Source organism: Pseudoalteromonas sp. GW168-MNA-CIBAN-0100, assembly GCF_040309225.1.
GTDB lineage: Bacteria > Pseudomonadota > Gammaproteobacteria > Enterobacterales > Alteromonadaceae > Pseudoalteromonas > Pseudoalteromonas arctica.
The window spans coordinates 1-18,038 of the sequence record NZ_JBEOOL010000022.1 but is presented as its reverse complement, the minus strand read 5'-3'; the positions used below and the strand labels follow the sequence as shown (position 1 = coordinate 18,038).

At 38.5% G+C, this 18,038-nt stretch carries 14 protein-coding genes; 2 read left to right on the top strand and 12 right to left on the bottom strand.

Translation table 11 applies throughout. The features are described 5' to 3' along the window. Nucleotides 1–16 precede the first annotated feature (16 nt). The 4 genes from mrcB to AAEY62_RS13955 all read right to left on the bottom strand — a co-directional run bounded on the left by mrcB (nt 17) and on the right by AAEY62_RS13955 (nt 5,531). The gene (mrcB, locus tag AAEY62_RS13970) at nt 17–2,359 is read right to left on the bottom strand and encodes a penicillin-binding protein 1B (protein ID WP_350635134.1); all 2,343 of its coding nucleotides are present in this window, start codon (nt 2,357–2,359) and stop codon (nt 17–19) included. A 150-nt stretch (nt 2,360–2,509) separates the two neighbouring features. Further along, the gene (locus AAEY62_RS13965) at nt 2,510–3,739 is read right to left on the bottom strand and encodes an ammonium transporter AmtB (RefSeq protein ID WP_010555509.1); all 1,230 of its coding nucleotides are present in this window, start codon (nt 3,737–3,739) and stop codon (nt 2,510–2,512) included. 9 nt (nt 3,740–3,748) lie between these two features. Beyond that, nucleotides 3,749–4,087, bottom strand: a complete 339-nt coding sequence (locus tag AAEY62_RS13960; RefSeq protein WP_004587162.1) for a P-II family nitrogen regulator — start codon at nt 4,085–4,087, stop codon at nt 3,749–3,751. 220 nt (nt 4,088–4,307) lie between these two features. Beyond that, the gene (locus tag AAEY62_RS13955) at nt 4,308–5,531 is read right to left on the bottom strand and encodes a response regulator (protein ID WP_024589291.1); all 1,224 of its coding nucleotides are present in this window, start codon (nt 5,529–5,531) and stop codon (nt 4,308–4,310) included. 365 nt (nt 5,532–5,896) lie between these two features. Here AAEY62_RS13955 and AAEY62_RS13950 point away from each other — a divergent pair, with 365 nt between their 5' ends. Then, a complete protein-coding gene (locus AAEY62_RS13950) occupies nt 5,897–7,414 on the top strand; it encodes a S10 family peptidase (protein ID WP_024589292.1) in 1,518 nt (505 codons plus the stop codon). A 39-nt stretch (nt 7,415–7,453) separates the two neighbouring features. On the opposite strand, the gene AAEY62_RS13945 is transcribed toward AAEY62_RS13950, so the two are convergent. From AAEY62_RS13945 to AAEY62_RS13930, 4 genes are all read right to left on the bottom strand, one after another. Continuing rightward, nucleotides 7,454–9,685, bottom strand: coding sequence for an ATP-binding protein (locus AAEY62_RS13945; protein ID WP_024589293.1), 2,232 nt, complete (start codon nt 9,683–9,685; stop codon nt 7,454–7,456). Then, complete coding sequence (locus tag AAEY62_RS13940) at nt 9,672–10,481, bottom strand: phosphate/phosphite/phosphonate ABC transporter substrate-binding protein (RefSeq protein WP_024589294.1); 810 nt, start codon at nt 10,479–10,481, stop codon at nt 9,672–9,674. The genes AAEY62_RS13945 and AAEY62_RS13940 overlap by 14 nt, the downstream gene beginning before the upstream one ends. An 87-nt stretch (nt 10,482–10,568) precedes the next feature. Next, nucleotides 10,569–11,234, bottom strand: a complete 666-nt coding sequence (locus tag AAEY62_RS13935) for an START domain-containing protein (protein ID WP_024589295.1) — start codon at nt 11,232–11,234, stop codon at nt 10,569–10,571. Next, nucleotides 11,235–12,758, bottom strand: coding sequence for a CYTH and CHAD domain-containing protein (locus AAEY62_RS13930; RefSeq protein ID WP_024589296.1), 1,524 nt, complete (start codon nt 12,756–12,758; stop codon nt 11,235–11,237). It lies immediately after the preceding gene. 294 nt (nt 12,759–13,052) lie between these two features. On the opposite strand from AAEY62_RS13930, the gene AAEY62_RS13925 reads away from it, so the two are divergent. Then, nucleotides 13,053–13,658 (top strand): TIGR04211 family SH3 domain-containing protein, encoded by a 606-nt coding sequence (locus AAEY62_RS13925; RefSeq protein WP_007584830.1) that lies wholly within the window; start codon nt 13,053–13,055, stop codon nt 13,656–13,658. Nucleotides 13,659–13,689: 31 nt separating this feature from the next. Here AAEY62_RS13925 and AAEY62_RS13920 read toward each other — a convergent pair whose 3' ends face one another. From AAEY62_RS13920 to AAEY62_RS13905, 4 genes are all read right to left on the bottom strand, one after another. Then, complete coding sequence (locus tag AAEY62_RS13920; RefSeq protein ID WP_024589297.1) at nt 13,690–14,751, bottom strand: DUF21 domain-containing protein; 1,062 nt, start codon at nt 14,749–14,751, stop codon at nt 13,690–13,692. A 55-nt stretch (nt 14,752–14,806) separates the two neighbouring features. Continuing rightward, nucleotides 14,807–16,159, bottom strand: coding sequence for a magnesium transporter (locus AAEY62_RS13915; RefSeq protein ID WP_024589298.1), 1,353 nt, complete (start codon nt 16,157–16,159; stop codon nt 14,807–14,809). 448 nt (nt 16,160–16,607) lie between these two features. Beyond that, nucleotides 16,608–17,222: an RIO1 family regulatory kinase/ATPase domain-containing protein gene (locus AAEY62_RS13910; protein ID WP_231388419.1), complete on the bottom strand. Its 615-nt coding sequence runs from the start codon at nt 17,220–17,222 to the stop codon at nt 16,608–16,610. Nucleotides 17,223–17,355: 133 nt separating this feature from the next. Next, nucleotides 17,356–17,871, bottom strand: a complete 516-nt coding sequence (locus AAEY62_RS13905; RefSeq protein ID WP_231388420.1) for a MarR family winged helix-turn-helix transcriptional regulator — start codon at nt 17,869–17,871, stop codon at nt 17,356–17,358. Between the last annotated feature and the right edge of the window lie 167 nt (nt 17,872–18,038).

Here is an 18,038-nt window from a genome sequence, read left to right as displayed (position 1 = left end):
TTAAAGTAATCTTAAATTAACGAATACATTGTGGTCTTGGCTCGAACTCACTCGCTCTAAGCGGTAGCTGAATCACCTTGCCACATCCTGGTGGTGCCTGCTTACCCGTTTGCTCATTTACAAATGCCCAGCGTATTGATGGAGGACGCGTATCAGCTATTGCTTGTGGATTAAGTGGCTTTAAGTAACGAATATACGCTTCTAATGCGCCCACGCTGCCTGTTAAACCCGTGCTTTTGTTGTCGTCTCGACCAAGCCACGCAACAGTCACAGTATTTTGATCAAAGCCTGCAAACCAACTATCACGTAAATCGTTACTAGTTCCTGTTTTACCTGCTAGTTGGATTGATGGGAAGTGTAAATTTAAGCGTTTAGCAGTGCCGTCTTTCGTTACGCGTTTCATCGCGTATTTAGTCATATACATTGCAGATTTATCAAAACGAGGCTCTGCATTTACTTTATGCTTATAAAGTACTTTACCAACCGAGTCAGTTAATGCCGAAATTGCAGTGAGCTTTTTATATTCGCCATCTGCAGCAATTGTCGTATAAAGCTGAGCAACTTCAAAACTCGACATTTCAACAGCCCCTAAAAGCAACGATGGGTATTCGTTTATCGCCCCTTTAGCGCCTAATCCTTTTAGTGTTTTCGCGACTTTATCAACACCTACATCGAGGCCTAAATTAACCGCTGGAATATTAATACTGTTACTAAATGCTTTATAAAGAGGGATTGCTCCACGGTATTTATGATCAAAATTTTCTGGTTGCCACACTTTTCCCTGCTCATTTGTAACCTGTACTGGCGAGTCATCAAGTAAAGTAGCTAAATTATAATGTGGTAATTGCAGTGCGGTTAAATACACAGCAGGTTTTACCAGCGAGCCAATATTACGTTTTGTATCTAAAACACGGTTAAATCCTGAATAACGAACATCGCGCCCTGCAACAAGTGCAGATACACCGCCCTTTTCTACATTAACAGAGATCATGGCTGCTTCTAGTTTTTCGGTTCTAGGACGATTCTCCAGGTACGGTAAGCTCTTTTCAATAGACTCTTCCATTGCTGTTTGCTTTTGTAAGTCAAAATAAGTAAATACTCTTACGCCTGCATCAAGTGTTTGCTGATCTGGCAATAATTCATTTAGTTCTCTGTTTACTAACTCTAAATAACCTGGATATGATTTTTGTAAACTCGCTTTCATTGGCGCAATATCAATTGGGCGATTAAGCGATGCACGGTACTCTTTTGTGCTAAGTAGCTTGTTTTCAACCATAAGGCGAAGCACTAAGTCTCGGCGCTCCATTGTGCGCTCTTTATAGCGACGTGGGTTGTAATAAGATGGACCTTTAACCATTGCCACCAGCAAAGCAATCTGATCGTACTCAAGCTCATCTACCGGCTTTGAAAAGTAAAAGTCAGCAGCAAGCCCCATACCGTGCACACCTTGGTTGTATGACTGCCCTAGGTATACTTCATTTAAGTAAGCTTCTAATATCTGATCTTTTGAATAACGATAATCTAAAATAAGGGCAATAAATGCCTCATTTATTTTTCGTACTAAAGAGCGCTCACGCGTTAGGTAAATATTTTTAGCTAATTGTTGAGTAAGCGTACTACCACCTTGAACGGTGCGCCCTGCTTTAATATTAGAATAAAGCGCGCGTAAAATAGAAAACACTGATACACCATGATGTTCGTAAAAATCACGGTCTTCAACCACCAATAGCGTATCTTTTAGCATTGCTGGAAACTTATCTAGTGGTACAAATTCTCTATCTTGTTTAGAGTCATTACCAATACGCGCTATTTGCACAGGCTCTAGACGAGCAGAATTTAAACGCCTACCAAACTTATCTTTAATGGTCGCAACTTTTTGCCCTGCAAAGCGAAGTTCAATAATATGTGATTCTTCAAGGCCATCATAAAATTCAAAATCACGACGATAAATCTTGATGCTATCTGCTGTTTTAACAAACTGTCCTGTGCGGCTTAATCTATTAACCGATGAATAATTTAAACGCTCTAGCTCAAACACTACTTCCTGGCTTGATAAAAATTGCCCCGGATAAAACTCCATAGAACGAGCATACACTTGCGCTGGAAGTTGCCATTTATTACCTTCAAATATACGCGTTGTTTTTGAATCTAAATAAATGAAATACATTGCCATTGCAATAAAAACAGCCAAGCTTAGTTTCCAAAACACTGACCATGTTTTTCTCATAAAAGAGCGTTTAACAGTGGTTTGCACTGTTTTTTTACTGCCCTTTGAGGTGCTTTTTTTTGTCTTGCTTGACGATTTACTTGCACGTTTAACTGCAGGTTTACTGGTAGGTGTTTTTTTATTGTCGGCCATTTAAGTGTAATTTATTCCAAGGGTTATTCACGAGTGTGAGCTTAGCATATTGGATATATCGTAACATCCGAAAAGTTAACCCCCCCTGAAACAAAAAAAGCCCTACCGAAGTAGGGCTTTGTGTAAACACACTATTATTTAAATAAACTATTAGCTATTTCGAACAGAAACAAACTCTGGGTAGGCTTCAATACCACAATCGTGTTGATCCATACCGTTTAGTTCTTCTTCTTCGGTTACTCGTATACCCATTGTTTTGTTAAGCACAGTCCAAACAATAAATGATGCTACAAATACAAAGGCAAGAATACATACTAGACCCGTTAACTGATTAACAAAGCTTGCGTCACCATTGGTTAGCGGTACTAACATAATACCTAATGCGCCACACGTACCATGAACAGAGATAGCACCCACTGGATCGTCAATCTTAACTTTATCAAGTGCTATGATACTAAATATAACAAGTGCACCACCAAGTAGACCAAGTAGACATGCCATTAATGGTGATGGAGATAGAGGGTCTGCTGTTATAACAACTAAGCCAGCTAATGCACCATTTAAAACCATGGTTAAATCTGATTTACCCCAAAGTACTTTACATACAAACAGTGCTGCAATAGCACCCATTGCAGCTGCTGCATTGGTGTTAAGTAATATTTGGCCTACTGCAGTTGCGTTTTCTTTATCCGAAAGTAGTAATTGAGAACCACCGTTAAAGCCAAACCAACCCATCCATAAAATAAATGTACCTAGTGTAGCAAGTGGTAAGTTTGAACCTGGAATTGGGTATATTTCACCGTTCTTACCATATTTACCTTTACGAGCACCTAAGATTAATACACCAGCTAGTGCAGCCGCTGCACCTGCGCCATGCACAATTGCAGAACCTGCAAAATCAACAAAGCCCATTTCAGATAAGAAACCACCACCCCATGTCCAGTAACCTTCAATAGGGTAAATAAAACCAGTTAGTACTACAGCAAAACCTAGGAAAGCCCACAGTTTCATACGCTCAGCAACAGCACCCGATACAATCGACATAGCGGTTGCAACAAATACTACTTGGAAGAAAAAGTCAGATTCTAAAGAATGGTCAGCATCGGCAGCTTGTGTACCAATTAAAGCGCCTATTGAAGGAATAAAACCACCTTCGGCATTGTCTACATACATAATGTTGTAGCCAACTAATAAAAACATCGTACATGCAATTGAATATAGCGCGACATTTTTAGTTAAAATTTCAGCTGTGTTTTTAGAGCGAACTAAGCCCGCCTCTAACATGGCAAAACCTGCTGCCATCCACATTACTAATATACCTGATATTAAAAAATAGAAGGTATCGAGTGAAAACTTTAGTTCTATTATTGTATTTTCCATGAGACCCCCTTAAATTGCTTCTTCGTCTAGTTCGCCAGTACGGATACGAACAATTTGATCCAAGTCGTACACGAAAATTTTACCGTCACCAATTTTACCTGTTGATGCAATTTTAGTGATTGCTTCAACAACGCGTTGACAATTTTCAGTACGAGTTGCAATTTCAAGTTTGATCTTAGGAATAAAATCTACTTGGTATTCTGCACCACGATATAACTCAGTATGACCTCGTTGACGTCCAAAACCTTTAACATCAACTACTGTCATCCCCTCAATTCCTAAATCAGCGAGTGCTTCACGCACGTCGTCTAATTTAAATGGTTTTATGATTGCACTAATCATTTTCATAGCGGCCCCCTCGGACTCTTTATTGTTATCCTATTGGGTTAAACAATCCAACCTTTGTGCCACTATTTTATATCAATTAAAAACAGCCACTTAGTAAAAAATACAAACTCAAGATCAAAAAAAACGCACCAATTAGGTGCGTTAATTTAACAAGTCAGCTACATTGGTGCGTGCTATATCTCTATATATTTATCACGTACCTAGTTTTGTTTAAGAAGGGTTATACCACGCAGTTTCTGCCTTGGTTTTTAGCTTCGTATAATGCTTTGTCAGCAACACGCATAGCCTGCGTTAGACTAGTGTCTTGAAAGTCAGCCAAGCCTATACTGGTGGTAATTTTAATTGATTTATCGCTAATAGAAAAATCGTAACTAGCCATCTTTTTCCTAAATGCTTCAAAGTATTCACGACCGCGTTCTAGCTCTATTTCAGGTAATATTATGGCAAACTCTTCCCCGCCAACCCGTGCAACCGTAAACTTTGAAAACGTAGATCGTATTAATGAACCAACCTGCTTTAAAGCCTGATCGCCGCCTTCATGGCCTAATGTATCGTTAATGTTTTTGAAAAAATCGATATCAAGCAATGCCAAAGTATTTTTCTGGTTTTTACTTTTAAGGAGCTTTTCTGCATATTGATAAAAGTAGCGTCGGTTATGAAGCCCTGTTAAGTGATCCCTATGTGCGCTTTCTTTAATATCTGAAATTAACGACAGTTGCTCCATTGTTTGAAGTACTCGACAATGAAACTCTTCATTCATAAATGGCTTTGTTAAAAAGTCATTGGCGCCATATTTAATAAATCGTGCTGATAGGCCATGCTTTCCCGCGCCCGACAAGCCAATAATTGCTAAGTCGTCTCGTCCTCTAAAATTACGTACCGCTTTGACTAGTTCAAAGCCATCCATAGAGGGCATAGCATAATCGGTCATAAGTAGCTTTATATCAGGGTTAGCTTTTAATATTTCGAGTGCTTGTTGTCCATCATGGGCATCTGTTACATCAAACAATTGCTTTTCTAGCATTTGCTTCATTAACGAGCGGCTAAGTAATGAGTCATCTGCTATTAGTGCTTTACAGCCTTGATTTCTGAGTAATTGCGCAACGAGCTTAACGGCATAATGGTAAGAATCGCGATTATCTTTAATAACATAATCAACTACGCCCAATTCAAGCATTTGTTGGCGCTTGTACTCATCTATTTTTGAGGTTAAAACAACCGTAGGAATTTTTTTAGATAAAGTATATTTTGCAACTTCACCGTGCGGAGCATCTGGCAAAGTTAAATCAACTAACGCAAGCGTATAATCGTGCTTTTCTACGAACGTAGCGCATTCTGCTAAAGACCAAGCAAAATCAATTGCTACATCAAGGTATTGTGCAGTTAAGTGGCGAAGCACCTGCTGCACTACTTTACTGTCTTCAACCACTAATACTCTTTGCATAAAGCTTCTCTTTACCTTTAATTAATTTTGTAACAAAACGACAAATACAACGCTATTACTGCAATAGCATTAGTCATAAACATCCGGTGTAGAGTGCACTTATGTGCTTGAAAGCGTAATCCATTAGATTTTTTTGGTGATAGCCTGTATATAAAATCAATACAAGTAGGCCCGCAATATACCTGAATTCTGTGATTAACTAAATAAAGAAACCAAATCCCAAATAACTATAAAAGTGGTTAGCGTGCGTCTCTAAGCGCATTAATACCTTACTTAACTAGTATTATCGGCCACTAGTCTCAATACTTTTGTTATTTAACTCATTAATGTCTTTAATGGTGTATCAACAATAATAAGGACACCTAATGAAGCTTAGTCGTATTATCAGTTTACCGATAACTGTTATTGCATTAATAATCAGTACAAGCACGCTTGCCGATAACCAACGTCGTATTGATGTAGACAGCAAAGTTGTTACTCAACATAAAGCTAAAATCAACGGTCAACGCTTTAATTACACCGTTGCCACAGGCACACAACCTGTATGGGATGATAAAGGCGACGCGGTTGCGACATTGCAATACACCTACTATACACGCGACAAAGTTGACGACAGGACAACTCGCCCATTACTTATTTCATTTAATGGCGGGCCAGGTTCGGCTTCTGTATGGATGCACCTTGCTTATACTGGCCCTCGCGTATTAAAAATTGATGACGAAGGCTATCCAATTCAACCTTATGGCGTAAAAGACAACCCATATTCTGTACTTGATATTGCCGATATTGTTTACGTAAACCCTGTAAATACAGGCTACTCTCGCGTACTTGAAAACGAAAAAGGCGAACTTCCTTCTAAAGCAAAACAAAAAGAGATATTTTTTGGTGTTAATGCCGATATTAAATACCTTGCTGAGTGGTTAAATACTTTTGTAAATAGAGCTGAGCGCTGGCGATCGCCTAAATTTTTAATTGGTGAAAGCTACGGTACAACACGTGTATCAGGTCTTGCTCATGAGCTTCAAAATAGTCAATGGATGTACATAAACGGTGTTGTTCTCGTATCACCTACTGATATTGGTATTAAGCGCGACGGCCCGATTAAAGCCGCTAACCGCCTACCTTACTTTGCAGCGACTGCTTGGTATCACAAAGCACTTAACGCCGATTTACAAGCTAAAGATCTTGATGAGTTATTACCTGAAGTTGAAGAGTTTACTGTAAATGAGTTAATCCCTGCGCTTGCTAAAGGTGGCTTTATTAATGCTGATGAAAAGCGACGCATAATTACAAAAATGGCGCACTACGCTGGCTTATCAGAAAAATTTGTTGAACAAAATAACTTAGATATTCCAACTCAGTTTTTCTGGAAAGAGCTACTACGTGAACGTGGTCAAACTATAGGTCGCTTAGATTCTCGTTATTTAGGAATGGATAAACGCGACGCAGGTGAGTCCCCAGACTACTGGGCTGAACTTACCTCTTGGTTACACTCTTTCACTCCTGCAATTAATCACTACTTACGTGAAGAGTTAAACTATAAAACTGATGTAAAATATAACTTATTTGGTAATGTCCATCCATGGGATAGAACCGGTAATAATACAGGCGAAAATCTACGTTTAGCAATGGCGCAAAACCCTTACTTAAACGTGATGATCCAATCAGGATACTTTGATGGCGCAACCAATTACTTTGACGCTAAATATACGTTATGGCAATTAGACCCAAGCGGTAAAATGAAAGACCGTTTGAGCTTTAAAGGCTACAGAAGCGGACACATGATGTACCTTCGCCACGCTGATTTAGAAAGCTCTAATAACGATTTACGTGACTTTATACAGCACGCTTTACCCAAAAAAGGGCAAGCGGCTAAATACTAATATACCTAAAACAAAAAATGGCTCTTTAAGAGCCATTTTTTATGTGCGTTTTTCATATCGTAAACAATAGCTTTTAAGTTGTGTGACTACATCGTTAAAGCGCTCTTCCAGCTGCTGTATATATTCATTTTTGACTGTTTCGTTTTCTGCCTGTGTTTCTATCTGCTGGCATATATTTGCCAACTCAATAGCCCCCACAGACTTTGAAGACGACTTTAATGCATGAGCCTGAAAAGCTAAATCAACATAGTTTTTACTCTTAGCATACGCGTTAGCTAATTTAATTTGCTCCCCTGCTGTTTGTAAAAACGCATTAAATACCATGCAATGTACGCTAGGATCATCACCAAGCATTGCTTTTAGTAGCGTAATATCTAATTGATCAAAACTATCTGAAGCTATATTTTCACCATCTGATTTTTCTGAACGTGTATTGACCATAGTTTGAGAATGCTCCATCAATAACGACTTTAATTTAACAAGCTCAATGGGCTTTGTTAAAAAGCCATTCATTCCACAAGCATAACAATTATCTATGTTGTTTTTGGTAATGTTGGCCGTAATTGCAATTATAATCAGTTCATCAAAATGAGTGTTTTCGCGTATTTTTTTGGCTAACCCTAACCCATCGAGTAAGGGCATTTGAATGTCGGTTAGTAAAAAATCAAAGCGTTTATTTTGTATGGCCTCCCAAGCTTGCTCACCGTTACTTACAAAAGTAGAGCACACTCCAAGCATAGTTAATTGCTGTTTTAACACTTGCTGATTTGTAACTTGATCTTCTGCCACTAAAACCTCAAGCGTAGGAAGCGTTACCGCATTTAAGCTTTGCTGTGTTATTTGAGGGGCTTGCACTTGTGCTGGCAAGTCAGTTTGATCAAAACTGTTAAAGTTTAGCGTAAAACAAGAACCTTTGTGCTGCTCGCTTTGTGCGCTCAAAGACCCTTGCATACGCTCTACCAGCTGCTTAGTTATCACTAAACCAATACCGGTTCCATTTACTTTACTGGTTTCAGCGCCTAAGCGGTCAAAAGGTTTAAATAGGCGAGAAATGTCATCTGGAGAAAATCCACATCCGGTATCTATTACATCTATTTCGCATTGTTTATTACTTAACACCCGACAATTAATATTAATGCTGCCATTTGGTTTGTTGTATTTAATCGCATTTGAAAGCAAGTTAAGCATCACTTGTTTAAAGCGGCGCTGATCAATATAAATACTCAATCCTTCTAAGGACTCAAAACCGTGAGTTTGCAGTGTTATTGATTGCCCTTTAATAAGCTCAGTGACAAGCTCTACTGACTCTTCTAATATGCTTTTAATAGGCACATAAGAAAAACTAAACTGCATATTACCCGACTCAATAGCCGTTAAATCAAGCACATCGTCTATGAGTAATAGTAAATGCTCTCCAGCTTGATAAATGCTTTTCGCGTTTTCTTTTTGTACTTTATTAGCATTCTCATCATATCCATACAGCTGGGCTAAGCCTAAAATTGCATTTAATGGAGTTCTTAATTCGTGGCTCATACTGGCCATAAAATCTGACTTTGCTTTACTTGCAGACTCAGCTTGAATTCGTAATGCATTTAATTTTTGATGGTTATTCGCAACCTCATCAACCATATTATTAAATGCATTTATTACACTGCCCACTTCATTTTGTTGTTGTTTGTCTATATGGCAATCAAAGTCGCCTTTGGCTAAACGTGAAAACCCAAGTTTTAGCGTCCTCAAAGGCGATGTAACCCTGTAATCCACCAGCCAAGCTAAACCTATAAAAACGATAACTAAAATAATAAATTGTATATATATTAAGGTGTAATGAAGTTTTGAAGATTCGTTAATTTCATTCGTAAAATTAACAACCAAGCTAATATTAGCCAGCGGTTTGTCTAAAAACTCCACCTGTTGAGATAACAGCATGTCGCCGTTTTCATTTGCTCCAACCCAATTCTCAAGCGGATACAATTGGTTTTTTGAATCAACATCAACAATTTTAATACTTTTCCAATTAGGGCGAGTTTGAAGTTGACTGTCTATTTCTTCATATAGCTCTGCATATTGCCTAGTTAACAACGGAGTCGTTATAGAAGTCGACAACTGCGCTAAAGAACGCTGAGCAGCCTTTGAAAGGCCATCGTTTACCCAACGCGCTTGCTCAGGTAAGGCGTAAAACATAAAAAGACAGGCCATAAGCAAGCCACAAAGCAATACCACAATAAAGCTTTGCGCCCTTAGGCTACGAAACCCTCTAATTTTCAACATAAAAAGAGCGTAAGCCCCACTGAGTTAACTGCTGATACTCAGCTAAAGTTGCAATATTAGGTTTAATAATTGGGATACCTGCAAGCAAATGTTTATGCTCTGGGCTTTGCCCTATATCTAAAATAGCTTGTTGCACTTTTAACTGTATTGCAGCATCAACCCTTGGGTGGGCGACAATTGGGTGGCGACTAATTTCACGCGTTTTATAAAGAATTTTGAGTTTATTTTGTAAGCTTTCTGGTTGTTGTTTAAATGTGCCCATTACACCACCGCCCGCCATTGTTGAGTGCAGTGCAACATTTAAATATACTGATGGATGAGTTTGGACATATACAGGCTTTATTGTTAGCCCGTATAACAATGCTAAATCAGCTCTCATTAATAATGACGCACCTAATGCGTTAGGTGCAGGGAATGCTATTTCGGCGCCCTCTAGTTGACTTAAATTATCAATATCACTGTCTTTGTTTACGAGCAAAATACCTTGCAGCTTTCGCCCTGCATCTTTTATTAATGGTAAATATCCCTGTTTTTCGTATGCTACAACACTATGCCATGGGTTCATGTATGCAAAGTCGTACTCGCCATTAGCAAAGGCTTTTTCAAATACAGGAATAGACTCAACTGTAATTAGCTTTATTGTTACTCCCGTTTGCTTACTTACTTGCTTTAACAAAGGTTGCCAAATAGTATTTAGCTTTTGCGGCTCGTATTGCGGCACTACACCAAAGGTATATTCTTGAGCTAATAAGAATGAGCTGTGTATCAAACATAATATAGCCACTAAATACTTCATCAATTCTCCAAATAATAGCGTGTCATTATTGCTTAAGCGTAGTTAAAGACTACTCAACACACCATTAAATTATTATATATTCGATATTTAGCATTGACCTGCTTTGATTACAGGTAGTTTTGGAGTGTATTTTTTATCTGTGAGCATATGATGCAAGTTCATAAATGTGGTGTAAGTACTTTTCAATCCGACCTTATTGCTTAGCCAAGTAGGTATTGCCCCATCAGGCAAAGCATATACTTGGTACTCAATATCAAGGCGGCCTTTGTCCTCACTCAGTAGCCAGCGTGCATTTAAAGTAGTAATTCTTATAACGCCATTATTTCTGGGCAGCTTATTAGGGCGAGCATTAATAAGCAATTGGCTTTTATTTGCAGTTAACTGTGAATAACAAGAATAAGTAATGCTATCTCTATCTCTAACAGGCCAAGGAGAATTAAAATAACTGTACACTAAATTTTCTGATGGGCTTATGTGCTTAATAACCTTTACCTGAGATATATTTTCGAGCCATTGGGGTGCGGCATCGGTATCACTAAGTAATTCTAAAAACTCATTGGTGGATACGCCTGTCACGCTCATCTGCGCTTTTACTTCAAAGGTATTATCACTGTGGCTTTGATAATACACACTTACGCCATTTTTGTTTTTATACAAATGCCACATGGGCTCAGCGTAAGTGTTAAAACTAACTAATAAAAAAATAACGAATAAACACTTTTGCAATTGAATTTTATTACAAAAGCGCATCATTTATTTTTGCCAGTAAGGTTCTATGTCAAGTGAAGCAAGGCGACTTTGCTCCATGGCACTGACCAAATATTCAGACTTTTGTTCAAGCCATGACTGGATTTTAGCAAGCTGTTCGTCTTCTTGCCCTGCACATAATTGCTTTAAATACTCAAGCGTACTTAATTCATAAATACCATGAGAAATATCAAGCCAAGGCAATCTAAACTCTAGGCGTTCTTCTTTATCAAATAACGATCCTAAACAGTTACCGCTCAGTAGGCTATTTTCAAGTTGAGTGCGCAGGTTTAAATACGAAGCGACATCGAGTGTTTGTTCTTTAGGGAGTAATTCGTGCAGATTTTTCCAGTCTTTATTAAAAAGCCTACTCGCAATGGACGACACGTTTTGCTCAGCCGCTTGAAGCTCTATTTGCCCCCAATCTTTACGCCACTGTTTATCAATTAACCACGTAGTTAACGACAGTAATAAACGATTATAACGCGCGCTATGAAACAGTGCATTTATATCGTCAATGCTTGGCTGTAACTCTTTTAAATCACCAATGACTTGAGTAAGTGCTGGAGCAGCATTAATTTTTTTATAAAAAGCATGGCGTTTAGACGTGTACGTTTTTAATTGAATCGCGTTTTCTACCCACGCTAATTCGCTTAATAACCATTTAAGCTCTGTACGTAAATGTTCTGTACTTTCTTTGGATACTATATCGTCGTACAGCCAAAAAGTATGGCGTATTAAGCTAATGCCGTCAGTTACGCGTTTAAGCGTTTTTAAACTTGGCTTATCGAAATAGCATTGCTCATGCTTTTGCACAAAGCGAATGCCAAAGTTCATGGCTTCAACTAAAGCACGCTCTTGGGTAGTCGACTTTGGTAATTGAACAAAACCAATAGATTTGCTTGGTGTTAAAGGTTTTTCATCTGCAAGGCGATAACCACGCGCGGCCTTAGAGTATAATCCTAAACGGATACAGTTCTGGCTAACCAGTACATCTGCAAACGCAAACAACTCATTACGACTGCCCTCAACAAGCTCAATTTCAAGCTCGCTAATAATTTCAATTTTACCCGAAGCCGCAATTTCACCTTTATCGAGTACAACTTCAATTTTAGCGCCACTTTCGGTTTCAATTAACCAAGTACGACGAATAAAGTTAGTGCTAAATATTGGATACAAGTTTTTTGAGATTGCGCTTATTTGCATGCCATGAGGCCAAATATCAGCATCAAACGCCATTAAATTAGGGCGACTTGATTCAATTGGTAAATTGTACTCTGGACGTTGGTGTAAACCACCTACAACTTCACCTGCAAGCTTTATAGTTTGCTCGCATTCGCTGTCAGAACAGCGAGTTCTAAAGCCTATGTCAAGCGCTCTAAGCTCTCGGCTTGGCGTGTCGTAGTATGCATTTTGTAAGCTGCGTGACGGTTTATTCTTCACCGTTTTTGCAAATTGAGTAATTAACGAGGGGATCAGTGGAATAACGGCATCTGATACCAAAAATTTCAGTTCTATCTCAGTATCCATTCGGTTTGCGGATTACCTTTAAAATAAATAAGTGCTCAAAATAAACAAAGCACACTAACAATGCAAATTTTTTAGCCTTATTTTAGTGCCTGTTGACCTTTGTGGATTAAAATTCGTTCTATCTAGAGGCAATTTAATCGCGGGGCGAGATTTGTAACCTAGTGGGCTAGGTAACTGCTACTGGGTTACAATATCAGTCTTGCTATTGAGCTATTTAATCCATACTATCTAACTACTTATGTGAAATGAAAATCACGTTCATAACGGACGCAGTTAGATCAACAAGGTAGATAAATGCTAAAACATTGTTTATTAGGGCTACTTTTAACAGCCACCACATTTATGAGTTATGCAGAAGAAGCAAAACCTGCAAATTCAACTAATGCAAACACCGCTTATATTATCGATAATTTATATACTTTTATGCGCTCTGGTGCGAGTAAGAATTATCGACTACTCGGCTCTGTAGATGCTGGAACAAAGTTAACCTTGTTATCTGCTGAAGAAAACGGCTTTATAAAAATTAAAGATGATAAAGACCGCGAAGGTTGGATAGAAACTAAGTTTGTTACCAAAACGGCAGGCTTACACCAACAGTACAAAACACTAAGTAGCGAAATGAGTACTATGCAAGAAAACCTGCGCCAAGCTCAAATAGAACTTCCGCAGCTACAAGAGCAAAACCAAACTTTAACTGATCAAAACCTGCAGTTATCGGCCCAAATTACTAAGCTTAAAACAACGCTAGAGCAAGAGCGCACCCAAAAAGAAGCTGCTAGCTCAAAAGAGAAACGTCAGCTACTTACTTACGGTGGTGCTATTGCGTTTTTAGGCCTGTTTTTAGGTATTATATTAACGATAGTGTTGTCGCGTCGTAAGCGCTATGAAGGTTGGGCATAACCTTCCTTTCTATAGAATACAAAAAGCCGCTTTATAGCGGCTTTTTATTCTCTGTATTTTCATGCAGTTCGAGTTTTGGTGCACTCATACCTTTGAGTAACCGACCAAATATATCAGCGCCGGTAATAATGCGCTTCACATCACTCCACACTAACACCACGTCGTGATCAATGGCCCCATCAAACGATTTATCTAAAGAATGACTAGCCCGTATTTTTAAAATAACTTCACTCAGGCGCATCGCTTCATCAGCAACAATAATAGGTCTGTGACAATAATGATAAGGGTCGAACGTCTCTGGTTCAAACAAGGCCGAACGTAAAAAGCCGTCAGCATCTACCACTAATAAAGGCCAACCGTCTTCATTGGTAATGATCACCCAGTTATAACCTGACTTATGTAATTTTCGTAAAAACTCATTATTAGTCGTTAATGTAAGGTCTGGGAAAATAGGCAAATCAAGCTTAGTAGGCAAAGCAATAATAGAGTCTGGATCAATTACCTCACCCTCTTTGGTTACGCTTATTTCATCTAAGCTAAAAAAGTTAAGCGCGCCTATTCCCTCAACGTGCTGAACATCAGCCTCTTCTGCTTCTATGTGTTTGCGAATAATACCTCTGAGCTCACTTTCAGCAAAGTACGTAATCCCCTCTTTACCTAACCATGCATCGAGAATTAAAGCCGTTGGCTTAGCAACTACATAAAACAGAATCTGATAAAACTTAATTAGCGGCGAAAGTAGGCTCGCCATTTTTAGCGCATTACGCGAAAAATAAGCCTGCGGTGTTATTTCACCAATAATAGTAATTGCGATAGTTGAGAATAAAAACGAACTTGCACCCATTAATACCGAATCAGAAAGTAGTGTAAGTAGTACGTTAATACCTACGTTGCCCCACAAAATAGTCGATAATAAAAAGTTAGAGTCGTTTCGAAGGGCCATCACTTTTATGGCCGCCTCGTTCCCTTTTGCACTTTCCATTTCGAGCTGAAGCCTACTTAGTGAAAAAAACGCTAAGTTTAAGCCCGAAAATATTGCCGATTGTGAAATACACAAAGCAATTGCACACCAAATCATGACTTCAAAGGTCATTGTATTTTCCTGTTAGTAATACCAATTCACTTAATTAAGCGAATTGGTATAAGGCTTATAAAAGCAATAAACTGCCTAAACCTAAAAAGGTAACAAACCCAACAATATCGGTAACGGTAGTTAAAATTACCGAGCCAGATAACGCAGGATCAATTTTCATTTTGTCTAAAATAGACGGAATAACAACACCAGCTAGTGACGCGGCCACTAAATTCAATAATATGGCTACCGTAATCGTAATACTAAGCATTAAGTCGTTAAACCATAAAAAGGTAAGCAGGCCGATTACAAACGCCCATACCAAGCCATTTACAGCGCCAACACGCAGCTCTTTTTTAAGCAACGCATTACGGTTTGAATCTGTAACCTGTCCAAGCGCTAAACCTCGCACAATAACGGTTAATGTTTGACTACCTGCGATCCCGCCCATAGAAGCAACCACTGGCATTAATACAGCGAGTGCTACAACCTGTTCTATAGTTGCGCCAAATAAACCGATGAACCAGGACGCTAAAAAGGCAGTAGCTAAGTTAATACCTAACCATATACCACGGTTTTTAGCACTTTTTCGCACACTTGCGAACAGGTCTTCGTCTTCACGTAAACCACCGGCTTTAGCGGCTGCTTCATCAGCAATTTCTTGTCGTAATTCATAAGCAGAGGCAATGGTTAATCGCCCAAGTAATTTGTTATCAGCATTAACCACTGGCAGTGCCATTTTTTCACTGTGGATCACCACCTCTGCCGCTTCATATAAATCATCATCAGCATGGAGCAATGAAAAGTCATGATTTGCCAATGTCATTAAGTTATCGGTGTCGCTGGCTTTTATTAAATCATTTACCGCAACCTCACCTATTAAACTACCCTTGCGGCTTACTAAATAAATAACTTCACTGTATTGCGGTAAACCTTTGTGTAGCAATTTTTTAGCACCACCGGCTGTTAGCTTCTCCGATACTTTTAAAAAGTCAAAACCTAACCAGTGACCTAATTGTTCTGGCGGGTATTGCTGCGCTAAATCATATTGTTTGGTTTGCGCTTCATCGAGTTGCTTTTTTGCATACTCAACAAATCGCTCTGGTATAACTTCTTCAAGTTCCAGTAGCTCTTCTACATTAACTTCATCAAGAAGTTTAAAAGCCTCAGTGTCTTCTAGCGTTTGCAGCAACCACAAACAACTATCTTCACTTAAATTAACAAAAATTTCGTGTTGCGTGTCTTCATCAAGCAACTGCCAAATTTCAAGTCGTTGTTCTTTTGGTATCGCCTCAAAAAGTAATGACAGGTGCTCTGTTGAAAGCGTTAACTGCGCATCTGCTAATAATTTATTTTTGCGTTCTGTTGTATCGCATTGCAATAAATCATTTATGAGCTGTGGAAGTTGGTCTACCGGATACTCAATCATCTTAAAACCTTAAAATTTAAAAGCGCACATTATTTATAGTCTACTTGAACAATAAAAAATTGCAGAAAAAACGTGAACTTATTAAGCATGCGCAAGCTATTTTTGCGCATTGTATGGGCAAACTAAATGCAGTACTAATATTTATTTTAAAAAATTAAAAAAACAGTAAAAGGAATTGTTTTTGAGGGATTAAACAACAAGTAAGCAAACCAAAGGGATTACTTATAATAAAAAAAATCCCATATTAGCTAGGCTAATATGGGCAAAATCACACAATGAATTAGGTGTTTTTAAATTACGGTTTATGCTTTAAATTAAAGTCTATCAGTAATATTTCGTACTAAGTCAGAATCTACAAATTGAGTAATAAGTGCAGCGCCCCACGCATAGCCTCGCTGTATTGGGTAACCTTTAAAAATCCAGCGTTTACGCACGTGATTAAAGCGCTCTAAATAGTCTTGTTTTTTTGTGGCAGAGGTTGCTCACCCAATTTATTCCATGCTTTATATACGCCTGACATGTCAGATCCTCGCATAAAGCGTTGCAACCAACGTGGAAAACGAGAAAAGCTAATAGTGGACTGAAAATCAATAAAATAAGGTTTACCGTCTGCGCCGCATAAAATATTACCCATATTACGCAAGTCTAAATGCACGATGCCTTTGCGATGCATTTTTGCTACTTGACGCTCAAGCTCACTAAAAAAGTTAACAGGTAGTGTTTTGTCTTCATGAATTAAAGCGCGCAGTGGCGTGCCTTCAATATAGTTATAAGCAACCGCTATCGGCGACAATCTACAAAAGCGGTTAGCAACTGCATCAAGCTCAGCTAAACGGCTCAACCCCTTGTACTCTTGATTTACCGACATTCGTGCAAATGTTTTGCGGATAAACCACGGGCTTTGGCTAAAATCTTTAACAATTAAATCAAATTCATTATCTTTATATCGATACACAATCGCGTTAGCAAAACGTCCCTTATGGACAACACTTAAGTGATGTTGCATAAAAGTATGTTCTGGATATTGCTGCTGTAATTGTACTAACAAATTATTTTCAATCATAACAAACCTAACAAGATGATAACTTTAATTGCCTAGGCAACTATATTATCAAAGTTAGATTCTGCGCACAATCAGATCAACTAATTAGCACGCTAACTTTCTATTGAAACAGTATCGCTATTTTATTGATAATCTACTTTTGGGGCGAGTCTGGCAGTGAATCAAGATTATTTATAGCTTTGAATAGTAAGTCGATTATTTGGTTTTTTTCTGGCTCTGAAAAACCACTTAATGCTTGCGCATAGACTTCGTTCACTACAGGCATAATTTCAGGACAAAGAGCTTTACCTTTTTCACTTAAACACAAAATAGTTGAGCGCTTATCAAGCTCACATTGCGTTTTAATAATGAGTCCTTTTTCTTCAAGTCGGTTTAGTAAGCGGCTCATAGCGCCACGATCATAAACCATATACTCGCAAAGTCCTGCAAGCGTATTAACCGACTCTCTCGCAAGTAGTACAACCACAATATATTGCGCAGAAGTTAAGTCCATAGGAAGTAACTTGGCATCAACATGAATGGCTAATCTCGAACGTAAAAAAGAGACTAAACGCCCCAAATCTTGCTCTGGCGCTAACTCTTCTCGAGTACAACGTTTAATTGATGGCATGTTTTGCATGGTTATTCCACTGTATAGGTATATTTGCATGCTGATAGACCTTAACACATACAAAAAATTCAATAATTTTTATAAAAACTAAGCAGCTAAAACTAAGCCACAAAAATAAAGCCGCTATTAGCTAACACCATTCAGTTAAGCATGCTTTGACTTAATGGTGTACCGAGTTTTTGAAATTCGAACGGTCCTACTTTTGG